This is a genomic window from Levilactobacillus hammesii DSM 16381 (assembly GCF_001434395.1).
In the GTDB taxonomy this organism is placed as follows: Bacteria; Bacillota; Bacilli; order Lactobacillales; family Lactobacillaceae; genus Levilactobacillus; species Levilactobacillus hammesii.
In genome coordinates this window covers 144,965-168,375 of record NZ_AZFS01000046.1, presented here as the reverse complement: position 1 = coordinate 168,375, position 23,411 = coordinate 144,965, and the positions used below count along the sequence as shown (strand labels likewise).

General features: G+C 49.3%; 20 protein-coding genes and 2 tRNA genes. 3 read left to right on the top strand and 19 right to left on the bottom strand.

Annotation, left to right across the window (positions count from 1 at the left end; translation table 11 throughout):
* Nucleotide 1 precedes the first annotated feature (1 nt).
* The 10 genes from rnr to FD28_RS04690 form a co-directional block, all read right to left on the bottom strand.
* Nucleotides 2–2,410, bottom strand: coding sequence for a ribonuclease R (rnr, locus tag FD28_RS04735; protein WP_057733113.1), 2,409 nt, complete (start codon nt 2,408–2,410; stop codon nt 2–4).
* A gap of 19 nt (nt 2,411–2,429) precedes the next feature.
* Nucleotides 2,430–3,173, bottom strand: coding sequence for an alpha/beta hydrolase (locus FD28_RS04730; protein WP_057733111.1), 744 nt, complete (start codon nt 3,171–3,173; stop codon nt 2,430–2,432).
* 154 nt (nt 3,174–3,327) lie between these two features.
* The gene (gene secG, locus FD28_RS04725) at nt 3,328–3,564 is read right to left on the bottom strand and encodes a preprotein translocase subunit SecG (protein ID WP_057733108.1); all 237 of its coding nucleotides are present in this window, start codon (nt 3,562–3,564) and stop codon (nt 3,328–3,330) included.
* Nucleotides 3,565–3,660: 96 nt separating this feature from the next.
* A complete protein-coding gene (locus FD28_RS04720) occupies nt 3,661–5,217 on the bottom strand; it encodes a ClC family H(+)/Cl(-) exchange transporter (RefSeq protein ID WP_057733106.1) in 1,557 nt (518 codons plus the stop codon).
* A gap of 60 nt (nt 5,218–5,277) precedes the next feature.
* Nucleotides 5,278–6,399 (bottom strand): LPXTG cell wall anchor domain-containing protein, encoded by a 1,122-nt coding sequence (locus tag FD28_RS04715; RefSeq protein WP_057733104.1) that lies wholly within the window; start codon nt 6,397–6,399, stop codon nt 5,278–5,280.
* Between the two features lie 120 nt (nt 6,400–6,519).
* Entirely contained in the window at nt 6,520–7,839 is a 1,320-nt protein-coding gene (gene eno / locus FD28_RS04710; RefSeq protein WP_057733102.1) for a phosphopyruvate hydratase, read from the bottom strand.
* Nucleotides 7,840–7,947: 108 nt separating this feature from the next.
* On the bottom strand, nt 7,948–8,706 hold the full coding sequence (tpiA, locus tag FD28_RS04705; protein ID WP_057733100.1) for a triose-phosphate isomerase: 759 nt from the start codon (nt 8,704–8,706) through the stop codon (nt 7,948–7,950).
* A gap of 143 nt (nt 8,707–8,849) precedes the next feature.
* Nucleotides 8,850–10,052: a phosphoglycerate kinase gene (locus FD28_RS04700; RefSeq protein ID WP_057733098.1), complete on the bottom strand. Its 1,203-nt coding sequence runs from the start codon at nt 10,050–10,052 to the stop codon at nt 8,850–8,852.
* Between the two features lie 189 nt (nt 10,053–10,241).
* Nucleotides 10,242–11,252, bottom strand: coding sequence for a type I glyceraldehyde-3-phosphate dehydrogenase (gap, locus tag FD28_RS04695; RefSeq protein ID WP_057733096.1), 1,011 nt, complete (start codon nt 11,250–11,252; stop codon nt 10,242–10,244).
* A gap of 69 nt (nt 11,253–11,321) precedes the next feature.
* On the bottom strand, nt 11,322–12,350 hold the full coding sequence (locus FD28_RS04690) for a sugar-binding transcriptional regulator (RefSeq protein WP_057733094.1): 1,029 nt from the start codon (nt 12,348–12,350) through the stop codon (nt 11,322–11,324).
* A gap of 256 nt (nt 12,351–12,606) precedes the next feature.
* On the opposite strand from FD28_RS04690, the gene FD28_RS04685 reads away from it, so the two are divergent.
* Nucleotides 12,607–12,678: transfer RNA gene (locus FD28_RS04685), tRNA-Arg, on the top strand.
* A gap of 105 nt (nt 12,679–12,783) precedes the next feature.
* On the opposite strand, the gene FD28_RS04680 is transcribed toward FD28_RS04685, so the two are convergent.
* Entirely contained in the window at nt 12,784–13,392 is a 609-nt protein-coding gene (locus FD28_RS04680) for an ECF transporter S component (RefSeq protein WP_057733091.1), read from the bottom strand.
* A gap of 203 nt (nt 13,393–13,595) precedes the next feature.
* On the opposite strand from FD28_RS04680, the gene FD28_RS04675 reads away from it, so the two are divergent.
* Nucleotides 13,596–13,667: transfer RNA gene (locus FD28_RS04675), tRNA-Arg, on the top strand.
* Nucleotides 13,668–13,780: 113 nt separating this feature from the next.
* On the opposite strand, the gene FD28_RS04670 is transcribed toward FD28_RS04675, so the two are convergent.
* Together FD28_RS04670 and FD28_RS04665 are read right to left on the bottom strand one after the other, a co-directional pair.
* Complete coding sequence (locus FD28_RS04670) at nt 13,781–14,515, bottom strand: LiaF transmembrane domain-containing protein (RefSeq protein WP_057733089.1); 735 nt, start codon at nt 14,513–14,515, stop codon at nt 13,781–13,783.
* Between the two features lie 4 nt (nt 14,516–14,519).
* On the bottom strand, nt 14,520–14,969 hold the full coding sequence (locus FD28_RS04665; RefSeq protein ID WP_057733087.1) for a LytTR family DNA-binding domain-containing protein: 450 nt from the start codon (nt 14,967–14,969) through the stop codon (nt 14,520–14,522).
* A 345-nt stretch (nt 14,970–15,314) separates the two neighbouring features.
* On the opposite strand from FD28_RS04665, the gene clpP reads away from it, so the two are divergent.
* On the top strand, nt 15,315–15,911 hold the full coding sequence (clpP, locus tag FD28_RS04660; RefSeq protein ID WP_057733086.1) for an ATP-dependent Clp endopeptidase proteolytic subunit ClpP: 597 nt from the start codon (nt 15,315–15,317) through the stop codon (nt 15,909–15,911).
* Between the two features lie 74 nt (nt 15,912–15,985).
* Here clpP and FD28_RS04655 read toward each other — a convergent pair whose 3' ends face one another.
* The 6 genes from FD28_RS04655 to uvrA form a co-directional block, all read right to left on the bottom strand.
* Nucleotides 15,986–16,555, bottom strand: a complete 570-nt coding sequence (locus FD28_RS04655) for a GNAT family N-acetyltransferase (protein ID WP_057733084.1) — start codon at nt 16,553–16,555, stop codon at nt 15,986–15,988.
* A 262-nt stretch (nt 16,556–16,817) separates the two neighbouring features.
* Nucleotides 16,818–17,756 (bottom strand): DNA-binding protein WhiA, encoded by a 939-nt coding sequence (gene whiA, locus FD28_RS04650; RefSeq protein WP_057733082.1) that lies wholly within the window; start codon nt 17,754–17,756, stop codon nt 16,818–16,820.
* Nucleotides 17,757–17,759: 3 nt separating this feature from the next.
* Entirely contained in the window at nt 17,760–18,773 is a 1,014-nt protein-coding gene (locus tag FD28_RS04645) for a gluconeogenesis factor YvcK family protein (protein ID WP_057733079.1), read from the bottom strand.
* Nucleotides 18,770–19,654 (bottom strand): RNase adapter RapZ, encoded by an 885-nt coding sequence (gene rapZ / locus FD28_RS04640; protein WP_057733077.1) that lies wholly within the window; start codon nt 19,652–19,654, stop codon nt 18,770–18,772. Before rapZ ends, FD28_RS04645 begins: the two co-directional genes overlap by 4 nt.
* A gap of 203 nt (nt 19,655–19,857) precedes the next feature.
* Nucleotides 19,858–20,400 carry an HdeD family acid-resistance protein gene (locus FD28_RS04635; RefSeq protein WP_057733075.1) on the bottom strand — a complete coding sequence of 181 codons (543 nt, stop codon included), beginning with the start codon at nt 20,398–20,400 and terminating at the stop codon, nt 19,858–19,860.
* A 155-nt stretch (nt 20,401–20,555) separates the two neighbouring features.
* Nucleotides 20,556–23,405, bottom strand: a complete 2,850-nt coding sequence (gene uvrA, locus FD28_RS04630; protein ID WP_057733073.1) for an excinuclease ABC subunit UvrA — start codon at nt 23,403–23,405, stop codon at nt 20,556–20,558.
* Nucleotides 23,406–23,411: the final 6 nt, after the last annotated feature.

The window sequence follows — 23,411 nt, the reverse complement described above, 5'->3', positions numbered from 1 at the left end:
CTTAGTGCCGATCACCCTGTGAATTACGGTGTTGACCACCATTGTTATTACTCCGGTGATTGTTGCCGTTACCGTGTTGATTGGTTGATCGTTGGTTACCATTACGGTGATTACCATTGCGGTTACCACCATGCTGGTTCCCATTACTGTTGTTATTATGATTGTTGTTGCGACCATGGAAGTTGCTGCTACCATTACGGCTACCACGAGAACGGTGCTCTCTCTTTGGCAAGAGATCACTGACGGGGGCATCTTCTGGGTTCAGTAACTCGAAGTCGATTTCACTTTGTTCCTTGTCAACGTGGATGACCTTGACCCGAATGGCTTGGCCAATCTTGTACGTCCGCCGCGTGTTCCGACCAACTAAGGCCAGGTACTTCTCGACGTATTCGTAGTAGTCATCTTGCATCCGACTGATGTGAATTAACCCTTCGATGGTGTTTGGCAGTTCCACGAACATCCCAAACTTCATGACGGAGCTAACCACGGCATCGAATTCTTCGCCAACATGATCAGCCATGTATTCAGCCATCTTCATGTCGTTGGTATCACGTTCAGCATCAATGGCCCGCCGTTCTGCTTCGGACGTGTGCACACCGATCTCTTCCAAGATTGGGGCAAATTTTTCCTTGCTGGCATCATTGATCCCATGGTCCTCGTAATAGTGGATCATCCGGTGAACCATGGTATCTGGGTACCGCCGAATTGGGGACGTGAAGTGGGTGTAGAATTCCGCACCCAACCCAAAGTGACCCAGGGACTGATCGGCGTAACGGGCTTGCTTCAAGCTCCGTAACATCATCACGGAAACCATCGCTTCTTCAGGCTTACCAGCTACTTGCTTCAGAATACCTTGCAACATCTTTGGCCGTAAGTGGTTCGGATCACCCTTAACGTTGATCCCAAAGGCCGTTAAGAATTCGAAGAAACTCCGAACCCGATCGCCATCTGGCGTTTCGTGGACCCGGTACAGGAATGGTGCCTTCGCACGGAAGTAGTGTTCCGCAACCGTTTCGTTGGCAGCCAGCATGAAGGATTCGATCATCCGTTCAGCCATCCCCCGTGTCCGTAACTTAACGTCAATGGCATGGCCCTTGTCATCCACAATGATTTCTGCTTCGCGGTCATCAAAATCAATGGCACCACGACGCTTGCGTTGCTTAACCAAAATCTTGTGCAATTCGCCCATTTGTTCAAACATTGGGACGAGTTCCTTGTAACGGTCCATGGTTACGGGATCGTGTGCTTCCAGAATTTGGTTAACGGCCGTGTAAGTCATCCGGGCCTTAGAACGCATCACGGATGGGTGAATTCGGTGCTTAACCACGTGACCATCTGGATCAATTTCCATGTCACAGCTCATGCACAACCGTAATTCGCCCTCGTTTAGAGAACAAATCCCGTTGGACAAACGCCGTGGCAACATTGGAATAACCCGATCGGTCAAGTAAACACTGGTTCCCCGCTTGTAGGCTTCCTTGTCCAAGATAGAATCTTCTTGAACGTAGTGGGAAACGTCAGCAATGTGCACCCCTAAATGGTAGTTCCCATTGTCTAGTTTCCAAACCGTTACGGCATCATCCAAGTCTTTGGAAGACTCGCCATCAATGGTCACCAAATCTTGATCCGTAATATCTTCACGGCCCTTAGTTTCTTCAGGAAGCACGTGATCTGGAATCTCATCGGCAGCCTGCATCACTTCTTCAGGGAACTCGGATGGGATGTTGTGTTGGTAGACAATCTGTAAGATGTCAATTCCTGGATCATCCACACTCCCGATGACTTGCTTGGCAATCCCCACCATGGCATCTGGATGCGCATCGTTAGGGTATTCCGTAATTTCGGCGGTTACCACTTCACCTGGCGTTGGGTTTAAGCCAACGTTGGTAACGTAGAACTTGTACTTCATGACCTTCTTATCCGTCAGACGAACTTGGCCTAAATAGCCAGCATCGTCATCGGTCTGCATGAATTCACCCACGACTTGTTCGTAGTGATGTTCCACAATTTCCGTGACTTTACCTTCGGGACCTTTACCGCTCCGGGGGTCGCCGGCACGAACGATTTCAATCTTGACCGTGTCACCATTCAACGCACGTAACGTGTTGTTAGGTGCAATGTAGGCATCTGGTTCAATCTTGTTTTCGTCGTAAGCCACGAACCCAAAGCCCTTGTCATTGCCGTGAAAAATCCCGGTCAATGTCCGTTGGCTTGGATCAAGCTGAAAATGGCCGTGTTCAGTCACTTGAACGAGGCCGTCCCGTTCCAGTTGCGCCAGCTCTTGCACGATCAGCTTAAAAGCTGCTGAGCCGTGGTAATGCAGGGCATCTGAAATATCTTCTACTGTGTAGTTCTGGTCCGAGTGTGCCCGGAAGAACGCTGTTAAATCACTCTTTAAATTATCTTGCACTATCGATTCCTCGTTATTTTTAAAAGATTGTGTGTAAATACGTCAATATATCCGTCTCTAAGGCATGGTGCGCCGAGTTGACCGTTAACACGTGACCAGCTCCGGCGTACTCATGAAAATCTACTTGTTTGCTGGGATAAGCATCCGCCAACCATTGACCTGAGCGGGGGTCGATCATCTGATCGGCATCCCCCTGGGCGATGAAGACGGGTTGCTTAACCTGATCCAAATGGGTTGCTGTGGTATCCGTAAAAGCCTGAATCGCCGTCAGCTGTGCTGGCAGGTGTTCCTGAATCCAAGCCATGCGATTAGCCACTTCCGGCGCATCTAGCTTTTGCTGCTGGTAAGTCGTCCGCGCCATTTGAATAAATGCCTCCGGAACGTGGGTCTGCCCGCGAAAAACCACGGGTGACGCGATCGTTCCGCCCCCCACCAGCCGGGGATCTGCCTGCAACGCTCGGGTGGCAAATAGCCCACCGAGCGACAAACCAAAGATGGCAATCTGTTGATACCCGCGTCGCCGTAACGACGCAATGGCATCACGTGTGTCTTGCCACCATTTCTGTGGTGATCCCTCGCGTAAAATATCGGCGGGATCACCCGTTGCATGCCCCGTAAAAATGGGCGCAAGCACCGTGTAATTTTCGCTTTCTAGCCGGCGAGCTAGCAAGCGCATATCGTTAGAACTACCCGAATAGGCGTGCAGCAGAATAACTGCGTGAGGTCCCTGCTCAAAGAAGAGCTGGGTTGGTTTTCGAATCATGTAAAACCACCACTTTCCGCTATTGCTGAGATAGTCTCCGTGAACTTCGTGAGTCCTCACGATTTGGGGGGAACTCCCCCTAGGCTGGTTCTCAGCCCATCACTAGCTGTAAAAAAGCCCCCTGTAGCAAGACACAAACAGGCGGCTCAAATCTCTAGTGTGAAGATAGATAAACTAAAGCCAGTGCCAGTCCAAAGAAGAGGGCCCCTAAGACGACCGTGACCTTTTGCATGAAAGCTTCAAAACCACGTGGCTTAGACTTAGCGAATAAGTCATCAGCACCACCGGATAAAGCGGACAACGCATCATTGGTCTTAGCAGGTTGCATCATTACCGCAATAATGATCAACACACTGACAATTAAAATACAAGTCATTAAAAAATTATACACAAATTTGCCTCCTACCTATCGAATAGGTCTAATAGGTCTAACTATACTCTTCCTAATTTATCATAGTCGGGCCGGTTTTACCAGTCCCGCGCTCACTTAATCCAGCAAGCGATGGGGAGAATTATTCAATTGCGCCAACTGCTGACGGACGTAAGCCCGGTTGTGCCGATAGGTGAAAAGAATTAAGGTATCGCCCGATTTAATAATCGTATCACCATTCGGAATGACTTCCCGTTCGCCCCGTCGAACAGCAACCAACAGTGAACCATCCGGCCAGGTCAGGTCACGCACCTGTTGACTGTCAAAACCGGAGTTCTCACCGACCGCATACTCCACGCGATCGGCCACGCCATCACGATTAGCCTCAGCCGGCTTCACCAGCTGGCGTAACATGGCCTCGTAGATTGGCGCCCCGCCCAGAATGTCCACCGTAATATAAGCCACGATGGCAACCACGGCCAAAGGCATCAGGTGATGCAGCGTCCCGACCATTTCCGTAATCAGCAGAATCGCGGTGAAGGGGGCCTTCGAGATGCCCGCGAAATACCCCGCCATCGCGTAGATGATAAAGTTGGCCACAAAGATGGTGGGTAACCACCCTACTAACACAAAGGCCCGCGCCACAATCGCCCCCAGTAACGCTCCTAACGTTAGAATGGGTAAAAAGATCCCCCCGGGTAAGCCCGAACCATAGCTCACCGTTGAGAAGCAGAAGCGTAGAATAAAATATCCAATCAACGGTAATAGTAGCGGGGTATCCTTAGCAAAGGTCACGATCATCTGGTTACCACCGCCCAGCGTAAGTGGCCATAACAAGCCAATTGGAATGACGACCAAGAAAGGCACGATGCCATTGAGATGTTGCGGCAACCATTTTAACTGGGCGTACCAGCCGCCAACGTGTAGCGTCACCCATTGGTAGCCATACCCCAGCAGTCCCAGGCCAACGCCCAAGATGAGTAACAAGCCGTAATACTTCAAGGGCAGGGCCTGGTGATAATTAATATGTAACACGGGCGTCAAGCCAAAGATGCCATTGGAAACAAAATTGGCGACGACCGCGCTAGTCAAGGCCGTTAGCCAAACTAACGTTGAGAAACTGTGATAAACCTCTTCCAAAATAAACAGCGTTGATGCGATGGGCGCGTTGAAGGCCGCTGACAGCCCTGCCGCCGCACCACCGGCAATCACTAACCGGCGTTGTGTTCCCGTAAAACCTAAACGGTAGGCAATCCCTTGAGCAACGGTTCCGCCCAACTGAATAGAGGGTCCTTCCCGCCCTAAAAAGAGTCCCGAACCAATACCTAAAACACCACTGACAAACTTCTTCCAAAGGACCGGCCACCAGGCATAATCCAGCTCACCAGCCAGTTGCCCTTCGATTTGCGGGATTCCAGACCCCTTAATCATGGGGGTCTGCTTGACCCAGTGTCCAATGAGAATGGCAATACCAACCATCAGTAAAGCCCACGGAACCAACCACCAGGGATGCTGTCCTAGCCAGCCGTAAACACCCTGCACCAAGATTAACAGGTGCTCAATTAAGAGGCGAAAGACACTGACAACGGCTCCAGCAAATAGCCCCACTAGGGCCCCAAAGAAGATGGCCCTTAGTCGTGTCAGATCTGGTTGCACTTGTCGTTTGTCTTTCATCAGTTGATTCCTCCGTCTTTTTTTCGTCCAGACACTAGTCTATCACAGTTTTAACCGTGATTAGTGACGAAAACGACGGAACGAAATAATCCCCAATCCTGCGAGCGCTGCCAATCCTAATAGACCCCTGTTTGTCGTTTGTTCACTTGTTTGGGGTAATTGTCGCTGTGCGCCTGTCGTTAATAACCGCGGGGTGTGGACGCTAACGCTTTGCCCTTTCACGGGCGCTGAATGCTCCTTAGACGTCTTCGTTGGTTCTTTTAGTACCGTAGACGCTGAGCCCCCATCGATGGCCGTCACCGGATGCTCAGCCATTTCTGAGACGTGTGCCAAATCCGTGCTATTAATTGGACCTTCAGGCGTGTAGATGACCTGGGGTTTCGGCACCGTGACGGGAGGATACACGTCAATCGGGTCTGGCGCCACAGGCACCACCAACTCGGGATGCGTGATGGGAAAGGTCGGCTTGGAGACTGGGGAAGTTGGCACGACGGGGGGAACTGGGAGCACCGGCTTAGACGGGATCACCGATTGTCCTAAATTAGGATCTGTCGGCAACTGCGGATTTTTATCAGAGTCGGGCTTTTCACTTGGCTTGGGTTGTCCCTGCGGCTTCCCCGCTTCTTCAGACGTAGGTACCTCAGTTGTTTGTTCCGACAACGACTCCACCAATATTTCCCACTTCTCATTTTCTAATTTCACAATTCGGTTCACATCATCGGCATTCGTCAATTTATACCCTGTGGGCGCATTAATATTTAGTCTGCCACCAACCGTGACAGTTTCACCTGTCATTCGACTAGCGACGACTTCCTTATTTTGTTTGTTGATGTATTTCAAACTAATATTCGCAGGCCGTCTGGCACCAGTATAGGTCCACCTTAAAATTTCTGACGATGCTGCTGGTGCCTTCACATTGAACCTCTTACTGGATAAGAAAGCTCCCAACTCAGCATTTCCTGGCAGAGATTCACCAGGGATAACTCTGCGGGTCTCTAGTTTATAAGGACGTTCAACTTGACGCATCGTCCCTTCATCTACTGCCTCAATATAGTATTGAATCTTCAAATCATAGGGCGACGACTTATCATCTGCCAGTCCCACAATCCCGCCACTACCAAGCAATAAGCCACTCACAAACAAACTCAGCATAGCACCGTGTTGCCATTTAGTCTTCATCATCAAATGCCCCCTTATACTCTTTAACTCCGTAAAAAGTCGCCGAATATTTGGCGGAAATCAAAAAAAGTGGTATCTACCCACTAAATGAGTAAATACCACTTTCTGATTTAACTTTTTGAATTACTTGTTGATGATGGCCAAACGCGCATCTTCATCCAAGTTGTAGAAGGAGTGAATCCCCTTGTATTCGGAAGTCTTACCTAATTGGTCTTCGATCCGCATTAATTGGTTGTACTTAGCGATCCGTTCGCCACGGCTCATAGAACCAGTCTTGATTTGACCAGCGTTCAAAGCAACAACTAAGTCGGCGATAGTCGTGTCTTCAGTTTCACCAGAACGGTGAGAGATAACGGCCGTGTAACCAGCTTGCTTAGCCATTTCAACGGCTTCAACAGTTTCAGTCAAAGTCCCGATTTGGTTCAGCTTGATCAGGATAGAGTTACCAACACCCATCTTGATACCCTTAGCCAAGTAGTCCGTGTTCGTAACGAACAAGTCGTCACCCACGATTTGGACCTTCTTGCCTAAGCGCTTCGTAGCCATTTGCCAGTCTTCCCATTCGTTTTCATCCAAAGGATCTTCGATGGAAACAACTGGGTACTTGTCAACGATACCTTCAAGTAAGGTAACGAATTCTTCAGCAGTGTATTCCTTGCCGTCACCCTTAAGTTCGTACTTCTTGGTGTCAGCATTGTAGAATTCTGATGAGGCACAGTCAAAGGCGATAGCAACGTCCTTACCAGGTACGTAGCCGGCGTTCTTGATAGCTTCAACTAAGATTTCGAATGGTTCTTCGTTGTTCTTCAAGTCAGGTGCAAATCCACCTTCGTCACCAACGGCAGTAGAGTAGCCCTTTTCGTTCAACAAGTTCTTCAAGTTGTGGAACGTTTCGGAACCCATCCGGATAGCTTCCTTGACACTCTTGGCACCAACAGGCATGATCATGAATTCTTGGAAATCAACCTTGTTGTTGGCATGCTTCCCACCGTTGATAACGTTCATCATTGGCGTAGGCAATACGTGACCATTGAAGCCGCCTAAGTAGTTGTACAGAGGTTGGCCTAATTCGTCAGCAGCAGCACGGGCAGCAGCTAAGGAAACACCTAAAATGGCGTTAGCACCTAACTTACCCTTGTTTGGCGTACCATCCAAGTCGATCATTGCTTGGTCGATAGCACGTTGGTCGGTAACATCGTAACCAACGATTTCCTTGGCGATCAGGTTGTTAACGTTGTCAACAGCCTTGGTAACACCCTTACCCATGAAACGACTCTTGTCGCCATCACGAAGTTCAACGGCTTCGTGTTCACCAGTTGAGGCACCAGAAGGAACGATCCCCCGGCCCATAGCACCGGCTTCGGTGTAGAGTTCAACTTCAACAGTTGGGTTACCACGAGAATCTAAGACTTCGCGTGCGTAAATATCAGAAATAATAGACATTTTTTGTATTCTCTCCTTATGAAAGTTTGGCTTCACGGGAACAAGACAACCATCCCATGTATTATTCTATAAGTTTAACTTTGAACTTTCAATCACAATTTTACCGTTTTACAAATTTTGGTAGTTTGCGAGTTGAATAAATGACTGTTCGTCGAGGCTCGAACCCCCGGCTAACACACCATCTACGTTGTCTCGCTGCATTAAACCAGCAATGTTATCTGGTTTGACACTCCCACCATATAAAACGCGAACCCCGTTGGCCATTTCATCCGAATAGATGTCGGCCAAGGTTTGGCGAATCAGGTAACAACCCTCTTCCGCCTGGTCCGATGATGCCGAGTTCCCACTTCCGATGGCCCAACTAGGCTCATAGGCAATGACAATCTTAGCGGCATCTTCAATGCTGACTCCTTTCAGAGCAGCGGAGACTTGGTTAACGACCCAATGGATTTTTTCGCCGGACTCCCGACGACCCATGGTTTCGTCACAACACACGATGGGGGTCATGCCGTTGCGTAGAACAGCGAGTACTTTGCGGTTAATCACATCATCCGTTTCGTTAAAGTACCGACGCCGTTCAGAATGCCCCACGATGGTGTAGGGGATGCCCATCTCATGTAAGGCCTTGGGGCTGGTTTCACCCGTATAGGCCCCCTCGTCTTCGTAGTAACACGTTTCCGCAGCAATCCGCAAGATATTATCTTGGTTCGCATCCAACATCGTCTGTAAGAACAATGCTGGGGCGGCAATTGCCGTTTCCACGGTATCAGCAGCCGGTAGCTTACCCTGAACAGCTTCAATGAAACTGCGCGCTTCTGCGACCGACTTATTCATTTTCCAGTTACCTGCAATCAGGGGTATCCGCAACCTAATCCACCCTTTCTCAAAATAAATTGACTACGCCCATCATCTTACCGAACTCACCGACAATTAGCCAGTGAAGCGTCTCCATGATCAGCGACCGTCACAATAAAAAGCCATGATGACTGGCACCACAGCTCTTTATAAATTTACTTGTCAGAAATTGCAGCAATTCCTGGTAACGTCTTACCTTCAAGGTATTCCAGAGAAGCGCCACCACCAGTGGAGATGTGGGACAACTTGTCAGCAACACCGAGTTGTTGAACGGCAGCAGTGGAATCCCCACCACCAACGATGGTCTTGGCTTCAGTCAAAGTCCCTAAGAACTTACCGATTTCCAAGGTACCTTCTGCATAATTACTCATTTCGAAGACACCCATTGGGCCGTTCCAAACAACCGTCTTAGCTGACTTCAAAACATCTTCGAATTCAGCAACGGACTTAGGTCCGATATCCAAGGCCATGTAGCCATCAGGAATATCGCCGTCAACCGTCTTATGAGCGGCATCGTTATCAAACTTTTCAGCAACTACGGAATCCGTAGGCAGAACCAACTTGTCGCCGGCCTTGTCTAAGATTTCCTTAGCTAAGTCGATCTTATCCTTTTCAACTAAGGAGTTCCCGATCTTCATACCCTTAGCAGCGTAGAACGTGTAAGTCATCCCACCACCGATAAGAATCTTGTCAGCCTTAGCCAACAAGTTGTCGATCACACCGATCTTGTCGGAAACCTTAGCACCACCCAAGATGGCAACAAATGGGTGTTCTGGGTTATCAACGGCACCACCGATGAACTTGATTTCCTTTTCCATCAAGAAACCAGCAGCGGTTTGACCCATGTTAGAAGCAATACCAACGTTAGAAGCATGGGAACGGTGAGCCGTACCGAATGCATCGTTGACGAAAACGTCACCTAATGAAGCCCAGTACTTGCCCAATTCAGGGTCGTTACCGGATTCGCGCTTAACGTATTCGCCGTTCTTAACGTCTTCGTAACGGGTGTTTTCCATAACTAAAACATCACCGTCGCTCAAACCATCAATGGCATCTTCAAGTTGTGAACCTTCAGTCGTTGGGACGAAGGTAACTGGCTTGTTTAACAAGTTTGACAGGCGTTCTGCAACTGGACGCATGGACAAACCTGGCTTGTCATCTTCCTTCTTGATCCGACCTAAGTGGGATAAGAGGATGGCCTTGCCACCGTGTTCACTGACATACTTGATCGTTGGTAAAGCTGCGACGATCCGGTTATCGTTACCAATAACACCGTCTTTAATTGGGACGTTGAAGTCGACACGCATTAGGACTTTTTTGCCCTTTAAGTCTAAATCAGAAACTGTTAATTTAGCCAATTTAGAAAACCCTCCTTGATTGCTTATCAAAATAAAAGATTACTTTCACAATATACAGCACTTACCTTCATATTTCAAAGGACTTGTGCATTTTTTTAAGACTAATGAAAAACGCGTCGGAGAATTCCCTCCTCCGCCGCGTTTGATTCATTAAATATTTAAATTTAACCGACTTGCGCCGCTAGCTGATTAAAGCGTAGCGAAGTGCAATAAGGTACGAACCATGTTGCAAGTGAAGCCCCATTCGTTATCGTACCAAGCAACGGTCTTAACTAATTGGGTGTCACCGGCAGTCGTAACTTCCGTTTGAGTTGGGTCAAATACGGAACCATGATCGTCGTCGATGATATCAGTTGAAACAATTTCATCAGCGTTGTAACCGAAAGCATCGTTGCCTTCAGTGTGCTTCTTGATTGCTTCGTTGATTTCGTCAGCAGTAACCTTCTTGTCCAGAACAGTTACTAATTCAGTCAAAGAACCATCAACAACACCAACACGTTGTGCATGGCCTTGTAACTTACCCTTTAAGTCAGGGATTACTAAACCGATAGCCTTAGCAGCACCAGTTGAGTGAGGAATGGTGTTGATGCTTGCGGTACGGTTGTTACGCATCTTCTTGCCACGAGGGCCATCCAAGATCATTTGAGTAGAAGTGAAGGCGTGGATAGTCGTCATAGTCCCGGCCTTGATGCCAAATTCTTCGTTTAAGAAGTATGCCATTGGGGCCAAGCAGTTGGTCGTGCAAGAACCAGCAGAAACGATAACGTCGTCTTTGCTCAATACGTCCAAGTTAACACCAGGAACAACAGTCGTAACAGCACCGGCTGGAGCAGAGATCAGAACACGCTTAACACCAGCGTCAAGGTGAGCTTGTGACTTTTCTTCGGAAGTGTAGAAACCGGTACATTCGAGGACGAAGTCAACACCGTCGTTCTTAACCCAAGGAATGTCTTGAGCCTTTGGTTCAGCGTATACAGGGTATTCCTTACCGTCAACCACGATACCTTTGTCCGTTGATGAAACTTCACCAGGGAAACGGCCATGAGTTGAGTCATACTTCAACAAGTAAGCTAACATTGAAGGTGTCGTCAAATCGTTGATGGCAACAACTTCGATGTCACTTGAGTGGAGTTCGTGAATCCGCTTGAAAGCCAAACGGCCGATACGTCCGAAACCATTAATACCAATCTTTACAGTCATACTGTGATTTCCTCCTTCAGGAAGCAAATAAAGAATAATTTTTTTAAAAAGCAGTACGTGTTAAGTGTATCACTTTTTTAAAACAAAGTCAGCAGCTCCTTCATCGGTTATTAACCAAGTCGAAGCTGGCGCTAAATGCATGTAGGCCGCAATGGCAGCCCCTTTTTCGGCACCACCGGCAACGGCAACTACTAATTCTTTAGCGGCTAAGTCAGCAATTTCCACCCCAATGCGGGGGAATTTACTGACCACGTGGCCCTCGGCATCAAAGAAATGGCCAAAGGCTTCTCCCACAGCATGGGCCGCCGTTAAATCGGCGATCACATGAGGTGAGATCTTACGGCGTTTGGCCATGACGAAAGCCTGGCCAATGCCGTGAATCACAACGTTACTCTGGGCAATGAGCTGGAGGACTTCGTGAATGGCCGGCTCCGCAAACAACGGTTTGTAGGTCGCCGTTGTTAATTGCTCAGGAACAAACAATGAGCGGAAACTGCCATTCGTCTGTTGCGCCATCTGGGCACTCACGGCATTCGCCTGGATGGCTGGCGATTCGCCAACGCCACCCCGTGCTGGCACAAACAAAAGCTCTCGATTAACCGACAGTGCCGGCGTCAAGACAGAAGCCACAGTAGCTAGAGTATGACCACCCATCACGGCAATCGTACTTTTTCCCAGCGGTAACTGATCCGTTAAGACCTGCCGAGCGGCCTGTGCCATAGCCAGTAAGGACCCTGTTGGTGCGGTACTGTCTCCCGGTACAATCGTACAATGTGCAATGTGCAGCTTGGCTGCCAACGCCTGTTCACGCTCCTGCCAACCGGATAAATCGTTCATCACCGGCGCCAGGCCCCGCAAAAGTTGCTGGCCAGCACTGGTCACCTGCATCCCCTTAACCGACATCCGGACAAAGCCTAGCTCCGCCAAAGCATCCGTCGTTGTGCGAATCGTCCGCTCGGAACAGTCGAGATTAGTCGCCAATGTCCGGCGACCAACTGGTTGCGTGTTCGCAATCCCCTGTAGGACGCGAAACCGGCTGGTTAATTTCGTAACCATCTGGGGCATAATTGCTTCTACCCACTGCCAATCTTCACGCATGCCAACTACCTCCTAGTGGGACGATTAACGACCAGCGGTGGCAGATAAGCGCCCACCCCGGTCAAAAAAATTCAGGCCAACCAGAGCTAACCTTTACGTTTATTAGTATAAGGCCCTAACTAGCACATTGCAAGCCAACACTCCCGGAGATTTGGGAGAGATTGCCCACTAAAATAAAAATATTTAAACGACCCCTTGAATTTATATTCAGCATCAGTTATAGTAGTTAGGTGCTCAAAAAAGCACAGCGTGTTATGCGCCCGTAGTGTAATGGATCGCACGTAAGATTCCGGTTCTTGAAATGGGGGTTCGATTCCCTCCGGGCGCATTACAACCAAAGCGGTTAGGTCTCATCCCTTGTGGATGAGACCTTTTTTGTTTGAAAAACCTTCCGACAAAAAAAGATGCAACGGTTACCCGCAGCATCCTCATCCTATCTCACAACATGATTGATCCGATCCCAGCGTTTTCGCAAGGGAATTGCAATCAGTGGTGCGACTAAAATATCTAAGAGTAATTCAGGCACGGCATTCGTCACCAACGAAATCATGAGGACATACCCTAATGTCTGATTTCCCTTTGCACCAAAGGCGGTCGCCACAGCTGGTGTTTGATAGAAGAAAAAGACCAAACCCAGCACCAAAATCGTATTGATTAATGCGGCCACCCCCGCTGCAACGCTCATCGAACGGCGCATTGACCACTGACGATTGCGGCCCCATAGATAGACCAGGCCAGCGCCCAACCCCATCAATAAGCGGGGGACCACTGAAACTAACGGGTTTGTAAAGACTAACGGAGCGACTGGACTCGATGGCCAGGTAAAGGCCCGAACGAAGGTAATCAACCCCCAAAAGCCCCCGATGAGCATCCCATCCTTGGGGCCCATAGCCGTTCCGGCCACAATCACGGTCAACCCAATTAAGGTCATGCTAAATGGTCCCAACGGAATGTACCCGAGAAACGGTAAAATATTTTGCAGCAAGACAATTGCCATTAATAACGCATCCACCACGAGGCGGAATGTTTTATGTCGCGTCATTTTTTCCTCCACTGAAAAGTTAATGCCGATATTATAGCATGATTTTCTGGCAGTGGGAAACCGATCAACGTTTTCCCCGTTAGCTCCAATGCGTTCACCGCAAGTCCCATCGGCAGTGATAGCTGCTCGATTTTCTCACCATAAACTAACTTGTATTTTTATCCAAAATCAGTTATAGTAGTTAAGGTGTTGTTAACCACTATGCGCCCGTAGTGTAATGGATCGCACGTAAGATTCCGGTTCTTGAAATGGGGGTTCGATTCCCTCCGGGCGCATTACAAGCAAAGCGGTCAGGTCTCATCCCTTATGGATGGGGCCTTTTTTAGTCCAGAACAAACGCCTCGCAAAAGGGGTGTACCGACAACGTTCTGCCCGCACACCCCATTCTCTAAATATAGATAAGACTCAATCCCCCCAGTGACACCCGACCGGTCACCATCACCACTGGCCCAGTCGTTGCCGTTGGTTCACCCGTCGTCTCGATACCGCCGAGGTTGGCATCCACATCCGTCTTGACGTTCCAGGTCGTGGGCAAATACAACTGTACGGCTCCCAGGTGTGCGTCCACGTTGATGACTGCCCCCTGCTCGCTTAAGGTCACGTCGTCAAAGTACAATTTGGCATTGCCCATTGAGACCTGGACGTCCGCCCGCCGAAAATCCGTGGACTGGAGATACCGGATACTATTACTCATGTTCACGTTAACCGTCATATCGGGGTCATGCAACGTTTCAACATCTTCACCATGTTCGGACCACCCGCGGTGATGGTGATGGGCTCCATTTCCTTGCGACTGCCAATTATAATGATACCAACGCTTAGGCCGAATGATCAGTGACAGCCCCAACGACAATAATACCGCGGCAATCAGAATGGTCCATGGTGCCAATGCTGTAATCCCCAGGGGTTGCGCAAAGATAATGGCTAGAAACGCTAATGAGAAAACCATCCCCCAGACAGCGAGATGCATGAGGCTTTCAACGAAGGCGGCCACCAGAAAGACGGCTAGTAGCAGTGGCCAAACCCCCACATGGTAACTGAAGATCCCCATCTGGCTCGTGACTAAAACAACGGCGCCCAATACCAAGAAGACGCCCCAAAACCAATTTGCTTGTTTACGCATATCCTTACCCCTTTTCCTCTAGTGCGTGTTTTAACGCCTGATAGTATCGGCGTGAAACGTAGAGTTGCTTGTGTGAATTTTGAAATTTTACCAGGTTGCCCGTCACTGACCGTGTCAGCGAGAAAACCTGCGTGCGATTGAGGATGGCTGACCTGGAAACCTGTATAAACTGATTGGGCAGACGTTCAGCCAATTCGTAGAGTCGTTGGCCAGTTGTATACATCGCCGTCGCTGTGTGAACCGTCACTTGGTGATCCCGTGCCTCAAAAAATAACACGTCTGCCAAACTCACCTGGTAGTTTTCACCATGCCAGCTAAAGGTTAGCCGTTGCTGCACCCTGTCTGCTGCTTGAATCGCTGCCACCAACTCATCAACTGCCGGTGTCTTTGCGGGAACGTGCAGCGTCACCGCGGGCTCATCTAAGGTCGGGTCGACCTCAATGTGAATCTTCAAGTTGCCACCCCCTTTCGTCTTTATTAAGTTAACCATAGGGAAAACTAAAAATAAATAGCCAGCCCGTAAGCGGTCAATTTAAGCGCGTAACTGGTCAATTTCGGTGATAGAATACGTGACGTTTAGTCAATTTCTGGTATGATAGTTCTAGTCAAATGGTTGTCAATGGTCGATAATACTGCTGGCATTAACCGGCGATTCGCCTGACTTATGGCCGATCTCAGAGCAATCCAACAGAAGGAAGTCATATTGTTTGACCTACTTTGACCATAGCGGTACACTAGCAACATGTTAGCAGAACGCTAGCCATTTCTACGTTAAATAAATAAGGGAGGCTATCTTGTCATGAATTTAGTACCTACAGTTATTGAACAATCATCCCGTGGCGAACGGGCCTATGATATCTATTCACGACTATTAAAAGACCGGATCATTATGCTTTCCGGCCCAATTGAAGATGATATGGCCAACGCCATCATTGCACAATTGCTCTTCTTGGATGCCCAAGACTCCACCAAGGACATTTCACTTTACATCAACTCACCCGGTGGTGTGGTTTCTTCCGGCTTAGCCATCTACGATACCATGAACTTCATCCAATCCGACGTGCAAACCATTACGTTGGGGATGGCCGCTTCCATGGCCAGTGTCTTGGCTTCATCCGGGACTAAGGGCAAGCGTTTTGCCTTGCCTCACGCCCAAGTGATGATTCACCAACCATCTGGTGGTGCACAAGGTCAACAAACTGAAATTGAAATCGCCGCTCGCGAAATCTTAAAGACTCGGCAATTGATCAACCAAATCTTGGCTGACAATTCCGGTCAACCCGTTGAACGTCTGAACCAAGATACTGAACGGGATAACTACTTGAGTGCTCAAGAAGCCGTCGATTACGGGTTAATCGACCACATCATGACCAACAGTAGCGAACAAAGCAAGTAATTTTATATAAAAAAGCATCGACCAGCCGGTCGATGCTTTTTTTGCCAATATGGCGACTAAAGTTCCTTTTTAACCTATTCTTGCAGTGACAATCCCATGTGTTGATACGGATGGATGCCGATCATTAACCGACCATCCGCCTTAAATCCCTGTCGCCGATAGAGCTTGGCTGCACCTGGATTGCCGTCATCGACATTCAAGCTAATCTTAGCTTTGCCAAAGCTTTCAACAAACTGGGGTAAAGCTTTTAGCAGATGACTCCCAATCCCTTGTCCCTGAGCTTGCGGTGCGACCGCTAACATACTCAGATACCACTCTCCTGGTCGACTCTCGCCCCCCAATTCCAGGGGTGCTGAGAACCCCTCATGTTTTGCAGAGACGCGCTTTAAAATTTGATTAACCGCAACTTCATTCTCTGCCGGATGACCAAAAGCCACACCTAGCACCTGATTCTCCTCATCAGCAACTAACGTCTGGGCAATGCCGTTCAGGTTTTCGGGCATCGCGTATAGCGTCGTCAGCATCGAAATTAACGCAGACTCCGAGACATTTTGCAGTACGGGCATCTCCATATCACGATAGATCATCGCAATCAACGGCGCTATCTGTGCACTATCTTGCGGTTGAGCCTGTCGGATTTGCATGTCAATCAGCCTCCTAGCTTCATCATCTGTCCTTAGATATCGATGTCCAGTTACCGGCTAATCAGTCGGCCGTTTAACCGGACAATTTACCAATTACCTTAGCAGATAACCTTAGCCAGCGTCAAATTTGTTGTTACTTTTAACAGAAAAGTTCAGCGGCACCACCGGGATCGAGACCCAACTCAAAAATCAGTTTTTTCAGAAGAAACCTTCCGAAAAAACTGATTTATTTTTTGCCATGATGGTGCTAAAACGTGAGGAATCAGGCGGTCGCCGCTTCACGTAATTGCTTGGCATAATCATTAATTTTGCGCAGTCGGTGATTAATCCCCGACTTGGAAATCGGTCCCCCAGGAACTAGGTCGCCCAATTCCTTCAGACTAACTTCCTTATGTGCCAGCCGCGTCTCGGCCACTTCTCGCAACTTAACGGGTAACTGGCCTAAACCGACCGTTGCATCGATGAATTGAATATTATCAATCTGGCGTGTCGACGCGTTGGCCACCTTATCCAAGTTGGCATTTTCGCAATTCACCAGTCGATTCACGGAGTTCCGCATGTCCCGCATGATCCGAATATCTTCGAATTTCAGCATGGACGTGGTTGCCCCAATCAGCGACAGGAAGTCCGCGATTTCTTCGGCACTCTTCAGGTATGTGATGTAGCCACTCCGCCGCACGATCGTTCGCGCGTTGAGGTTATAGCGGTTCATCATCTCCGCAATCATCTGGTTGTGCTCTTCATATAGAGAGTAAATCTCCAGATGGTACCGACTGGTCTCGGGATTGTTGACGGAACCTCCCGCCAAGAATGCCCCGCGCAGGTAGGAACGCACGGACATATCCGAGTTTAGAATCTCATCCGGCACGGACTCCAACAGCTGCATCCCATCGAAGATGCCCAAATCAGAGAGAACCTCCGCAGCCCCCGTCTTCACCCGCACGATGTACAAGTTATTTTTCTTCAACTTCATTTTGCGCCGAACCAGCAATTCACTTTCCAAATCATAGAATTGCTTCAATAATTGGTACATCCGTCGTGCAATCGCCGGATTTTCCGTCTGGACGTTCAGCACAAAATGATGGTTCGCTAACCCCAAGGCTCCGTTCATCCGAATCAACGCTACCAGCTCGGCTTTGGCGTTGTCTCGATGGACCTCTAAGGTCGTTAATTCTTTCTTCACTTCACTGGCATACGACATTCGTTAAAGCCTCCGTTTCATGCGATATCGTGGCTGGCCAATCAGGTTCAGGAGTTCATTAACAACCTCCTGACCGTTGTGAAAGGCCCCGTTATCGCGTAGTTCAAGAAAGTCCGTCGAAATCACCCGGCACCCCTGATCGCGGAGTCCCTGGAAATCGTGACGTACGGGTTGAGACATTTCGTCCCAACGCTGGTAATCAATATACTGGTCAGGCACAGTGCGTGAGTTGACCAGTACCGTATCAATAAAGTTTTCGTTTAAGTGTTGATTTAACACCCGCACATGATCGGCATCGGTAAAGTTTTCAGTTTCACCCTTTTGCGTCATGATATTGCAGATGTAAACCACCTCAGCGGGGCTCTCCTTAACGGCCTTCCCCACGCTGTCAATCATCAGGTTGGGGAGGATGCTGGTAAACAAACTCCCTGGCCCCAACACAATCTGATCGGCATCCATGATGGCATCAATCACCTGTTGCACCGCATGCGGCTGATCGTGGTGATTACTGGTCTCCACCCACACCCGCTTAATCAGCTTGTGGGCAGCCGTAATCTCAGACTCCCCGCTCAGCGTACTGCCATCGGCAAATTGGGCGTGCAATTCCAGCGGCTCGTTAGCGGCCGGATAGATATGGCCATTAACGCGCATGAGTTGGGATAGCTCCTGAACGGCATCAAAAATACCGCCCTTCATTTCCGATAAGGCGGCAATGATTAGGTTTCCAATGGCGTGGCCAGCAAAGAAATCATCAGTCGTTTCGAATCGGTATTGAAATAAATCCTTATAAATAGACGGGACCTCAGCCAGTGCCACCATGACATTACGGATATCTCCAGGCGGCACCACATTGACGTAGTGTCGAATGATACCTGAAGAACCGCCGTCATCGGCAACCGTAACCACCGCGGTGATATCAACATCGCGATCGCGCAGATTACCTAAGATGACCGGCAAACCAGTCCCCCCGCCAATGACCACAATTTTGGGCCGGCGAGTACGCAGTGGATCTCTCATGATCGGTTAGCGGACTCCTTTCGCTTCTCAATGTCGCGATGGGTCACGTGGACTGGGTAGGTATTGCCTAGTGCTTGACCGATGCGCGTAGCTAGGGCCACGGAACGGTGCTGCCCGCCCGTACAGCCGATAGCGATGGTAAGATTAGCCTTACCCTCTTTTTTATAGCCCGGCACGATAGTCGTGAGGAGCTTGATAAACTGTTCATAAAATTCTTCGGTTTGCGGCTGCGCCATGACGTAATCGTAAACCTCTTGATCCTTCCCCGTTTGATTCCGTAACGCCGGAATGTAGTAAGGATTGGGTAAGAAGCGAACATCCATGACGATGTCGGCGTCAATGGGTAAGCCATACTTGAACCCAAATGACATGACCTCAATGTGAAAGACCTGCGCTGATTCCGTCTCGTAGTTGTGGAAGATCTCTTCTCGCAACTTCCGTGGACTGAGCGTTGTGGTGTCAATCACCAACTGCGCCGCTTGCCGGATCGGTGATAGAAGCCGCCGTTCCCGTTGAATGCCCTCCATAACCCGGCCATTTCTGGCAAGTGGATGGGAACGCCGCGTCTCTTTGTACCGCGAAACCAGTTCTTCATCGGATGCGTCCAGAAACAGAACCTGCGCGTTCATGGTACCGTGAACGGCCACATCATTCAGCATCCTGACGATTTCATCATAAAATGCCCGAGACCGCAAATCGATAACTAGGGCAATCTTCGATAGTTTACCCGATTCACGGACCAAATCCCAAAACTTAGGGAGCAACGAAGGCGGCATATTATCAATACAGAAATACCCCAGATCTTCAAAGCTCTGCATGGCGACGGTCTTCCCGGCACCACTCATCCCAGTTATGATGACTAAATGGATTTCATTTGTCATGATTCTCCTCCAGCTTCTTTTAAAAACGTCTTTAAGCAGTATAACACACCGGGCGTGTCTTTTCCTAACAATTCCCTTAAATTCCTAAAATACTGGGATTTCCGTTCACAAATTATGCGGGAAAACTTGCACCCTAGCAAAAAAGCTAACCCAAACCACGTGATTTGAGTTAGCTCATTGTATGCTAGATAGACGACACGACCCTACCGACTACGCGCAATCGAAATCCAAATGGCGTTGACGCCAAAGATGGCGAAGAAGATGGCGATCAAGCCGTTCAATGACAGCGCTGCGACCACGGGGTGGACAAACAGCATGATGCCGCCGACCAATGCCACAACGTCAAAGACAATCGACAGCCAGAAGTAAAATCCGCCGAAGCTTCGCAGGTGACTCGCAACCAGTAAACGTTCTAACGAATCAACGATAAACCAGATTGCGAATAAGTATCCTAGGGTCACGATGGCACTATTCATATCAAAGAAAAAGACGATAGCAATCAAGATATCTAAGACGCCTAAAACCAAAGCAAAGTTGGCCCGGACGCCCGTGGCTTCATGAAGCTTACGATACCCAGCAATCGTGGTTAACCCACTCAGCAGCGCCATGATGGCAAAAATAATCGCTAATCCCGTTAAACCAATCTTAGGTGAGCGGAAAAGACCGTACGCGGCAACTAAAAACAGAATACCGAGAATAAATTCGCTCCAGTCAAAGCCCCACCGGGTTCGATTCATATTAAACATTGTCTGTATCTCCTCACAACTCCGGCCAAGTGTTGACCGGTTTTCAACTATTGTACTGGTTTTCAGCAAGGTAAACAAGTTCAGCTAACCAAAGAGGGCGTCAAAACCGCTATTCAACGGTCTTGACGCCCTAATTTACAATTTTATGACGATACCTAAGCGTCCTCTTCGGTTCGGGCCTTATCCCGTTCCAAGACGGGCTTTAAGTATTGCCCAGTATAACTATTTTTAACCTCAGCCAACTCTTCGGGTGTACCGGTCGCAACCACGTTACCGCCGGCTTCACCGCCCTCAGGACCCAAGTCAATCAGGTGATCGGCCGTCTTAATCACGTCGAGGTTGTGCTCAATGACCAGCACCGTATTGCCCTTATCAACCAGGCGGTGGAGCACCGTCAGCAACCGTTTGATGTCATCGGTATGCAACCCCGTGGTTGGTTCGTCCAGGATATAGAAGTTTTTTCCATTTTGCTGCTTGTGCAGTTCGGAAGCCAGCTTCATCCGTTGGGCTTCCCCACCGGACAGCGTGGTGGCGGGTTGCCCCAGCTTGACGTAACCCAGCCCCACATCCTGAATGGTTTGGAGCTTCCGGGTAATCTTAGGAATGGCTTCGAAGAACTTCAAGGCCTCACTGACGGTCATGTCCAACACGTCAGCAATATTCTTGCCCTTGTATTCAACTTCCAACGTTTCGGAATTGTAACGCGTCCCGTGGCAAACCTCACATGGCACGTAGACGTCAGGAAGAAAGTTCATTTCGATCTTTAAAATCCCATCCCCATGGCAGGCCTCACAACGGCCACCCTTCGTGTTGAAGCTAAAGCGGCCCTTTTGGTAGCCCCGCAGCTTCGCATCATTGGTCTGGGCAAATAAAGTCCGGACGTCATCAAAAACGCCGGTGTAGGTCGCCGGGTTACTCCGTGGGGTTCGGCCAATCGGACTTTGATCGATATCGACTAATCGTTCAATATTTTTAACGCCAGCGATACTCTTATATTTCCCGGGTTTTTCAGAGTTTCGGTTCAGCTTCTGCGCCAATGCCCGTTTTAAGATGGTATTCACCAGCGTCGACTTCCCGGAACCAGATACCCCGGTGACCACCACAAACTCACCTAACGGAAAATCTACCGTAATGTCCTTCAGGTTATTCTCGGCAGCCCCCGTCACACGAATCGTCTTGCCGTTGCCAGCACGACGCGTTAATGGCACGGGAATGTAGCGTTTGCCAGACAAGTATTGGCCGGTTAGAGACTTCCGCGACCGCATGACTTGCTTAGGCGTGCCGGCGGCCATGACATGACCCCCGTTTTCACCCGCACCCGGACCAATATCCACAATGTAATCCGCGGCCCGCATGGTATCCTCATCGTGTTCCACCACGATCAAAGTATTTCCTAAGTCCCGCATCTGTTTCAGGGAAGCAATTAGCCGATCGTTGTCCCGTTGGTGCAACCCAATTGACGGTTCATCCAAGATATACAACACACCGGACAGGTTTGAGCCAATCTGAGTGGCCAAGCGAATCCGTTGGGCTTCCCCACCGGAAAGGGTTCGTGCAGAACGACTCAGCGTCAGGTAATCTAACCCCACGTTGCGTAAGAAGGTCAGGCGATCGCGAATTTCTTTCAAGATCGGTTGCGCAATGACCTGGTTCTGTTCGCCGAAGCTCAAGTCCTTAAAGAAGGCCAATTCCTTATCAACGGGCAAATCAGAAACCGCGCCAATGTGCTGGTGGTTGATCTGAACACTCAGGGCCTGCCGGTTCAACCGGTAGCCGTGACACGTCTGGCAGGTTAATTCGGCCATGTACTTACGCATGACGTCCCGCGTGAAGTCGCTATTCGTTTCCTTATAGCGGCGTTCAACGTTGGGCACAACCCCTTCAAAGGCCACGTCAACGTCCCGAACACCACCGAAGTCATTTTCATAGTGGAAATGGAATTCCTTGCCCTGCGACCCGTACAGAACCAAATCCTGGTCGGCCTGTGACAAGTCCTTGAAAGGCACGTCCATGTCCACGTTAAAGGCAGCTGCGGCCTGTTCCAACAAGGCTGGGTAATATTGTGAACTGATTGGGTTCCAAGGCGCTAAGGCCCCTTCACGCAGTGTCTTCGTCTTATCTGGCACCACGAGATCCAAGTCAACCTCCAGCTTAACCCCTAACCCATCACAGTCTGGGCAGGCACCAAATGGCGCGTTAAAGGAGAAGAGCCGCGGTTCCAACTCACCCACGGTAAACCCACAGACGGGGCAAGCGTAATGTTCTGAAAATACCATGGGTTCACCATCGATTAAGTCGGCAATGGCGTAGCCCCCACTCAAGCGGAGGGCCGCTTCAAATGAATCAAAGAGCCGAGACCGAATCCCGTCCTTGACCACGATCCGGTCAATCACGATGGCGATATCATGGTTTTGGTTCTTATTGAGTTCTGGCACATCATCAATATCCATGATGTCCCCGTCGACCCGCACCCGAACAAAGCCTTCGCGCCGGATCTTGTCAAAGACCTTCTTGTGTTGCCCCTTCTTACCCCGCACAATCGGCGACAAGACTTGGAGCTTGGTCCGTTCAGGCAGGTCCAAGACCTGATTGACCATCTGTTCGACACTTTGGCTGGTAATCTTGGTTCCATCATTTGGACAGATCGGCGTTCCTACCCGGGCCCACAGTAACCGGAGATAGTCGTTAATCTCAGTGACCGTTCCCACCGTTGACCGAGGGTTCTTAGACGTGGTCTTCTGGTCAATCGAAATAGCTGGGCTTAACCCATCAATGGAATCGACGTCTGGCTTGTCCATTTGCCCCAAAAATTGCCGCGCATAGGAGGACAGACTTTCCACGTAACGACGCTGGCCTTCCGCATAAAGCGTATCAAATGCCAGCGAACTCTTCCCGGAACCAGATAAACCACTGATCACCACCAGCTTATTCTTGGGAATAGTCACGTCAATATCTTTTAAGTTGTGCGCTCTGGCACCATGAATCACGATTTTATCGTTTAACACTTAATC

Coding starts and splice junctions, on each gene's coding strand:
- clpP (WP_057733086.1), top strand. CDS start 15,315: ATGAATTTAGTACCTACAGTTATTGAACAATCATCCCGTGGCGAACGG.
- eno (WP_057733102.1), bottom strand. CDS start 7,839: ATGTCTATTATTTCTGATATTTACGCACGCGAAGTCTTAGATTCTCGT.
- FD28_RS04680 (WP_057733091.1), bottom strand. CDS start 13,392: ATGACGCGACATAAAACATTCCGCCTCGTGGTGGATGCGTTATTAATG.
- whiA (WP_057733082.1), bottom strand. CDS start 17,756: ATGTCGTATGCCAGTGAAGTGAAGAAAGAATTAACGACCTTAGAGGTC.
- FD28_RS04720 (WP_057733106.1), bottom strand. CDS start 5,217: ATGAAAGACAAACGACAAGTGCAACCAGATCTGACACGACTAAGGGCC.
- FD28_RS04715 (WP_057733104.1), bottom strand. CDS start 6,399: ATGATGAAGACTAAATGGCAACACGGTGCTATGCTGAGTTTGTTTGTG.
- gap (WP_057733096.1), bottom strand. CDS start 11,252: ATGACTGTAAAGATTGGTATTAATGGTTTCGGACGTATCGGCCGTTTG.
- FD28_RS04690 (WP_057733094.1), bottom strand. CDS start 12,350: ATGCGTGAAGATTGGCAGTGGGTAGAAGCAATTATGCCCCAGATGGTT.
- FD28_RS04730 (WP_057733111.1), bottom strand. CDS start 3,173: ATGATTCGAAAACCAACCCAGCTCTTCTTTGAGCAGGGACCTCACGCA.
- FD28_RS04645 (WP_057733079.1), bottom strand. CDS start 18,773: ATGAGAGATCCACTGCGTACTCGCCGGCCCAAAATTGTGGTCATTGGC.
- FD28_RS04655 (WP_057733084.1), bottom strand. CDS start 16,555: ATGCAAATCCGACAGGCTCAACCGCAAGATAGTGCACAGATAGCGCCG.
- FD28_RS04670 (WP_057733089.1), bottom strand. CDS start 14,515: ATGCGTAAACAAGCAAATTGGTTTTGGGGCGTCTTCTTGGTATTGGGC.
- rapZ (WP_057733077.1), bottom strand. CDS start 19,654: ATGACAAATGAAATCCATTTAGTCATCATAACTGGGATGAGTGGTGCC.
- FD28_RS04635 (WP_057733075.1), bottom strand. CDS start 20,400: ATGTTTAATATGAATCGAACCCGGTGGGGCTTTGACTGGAGCGAATTT.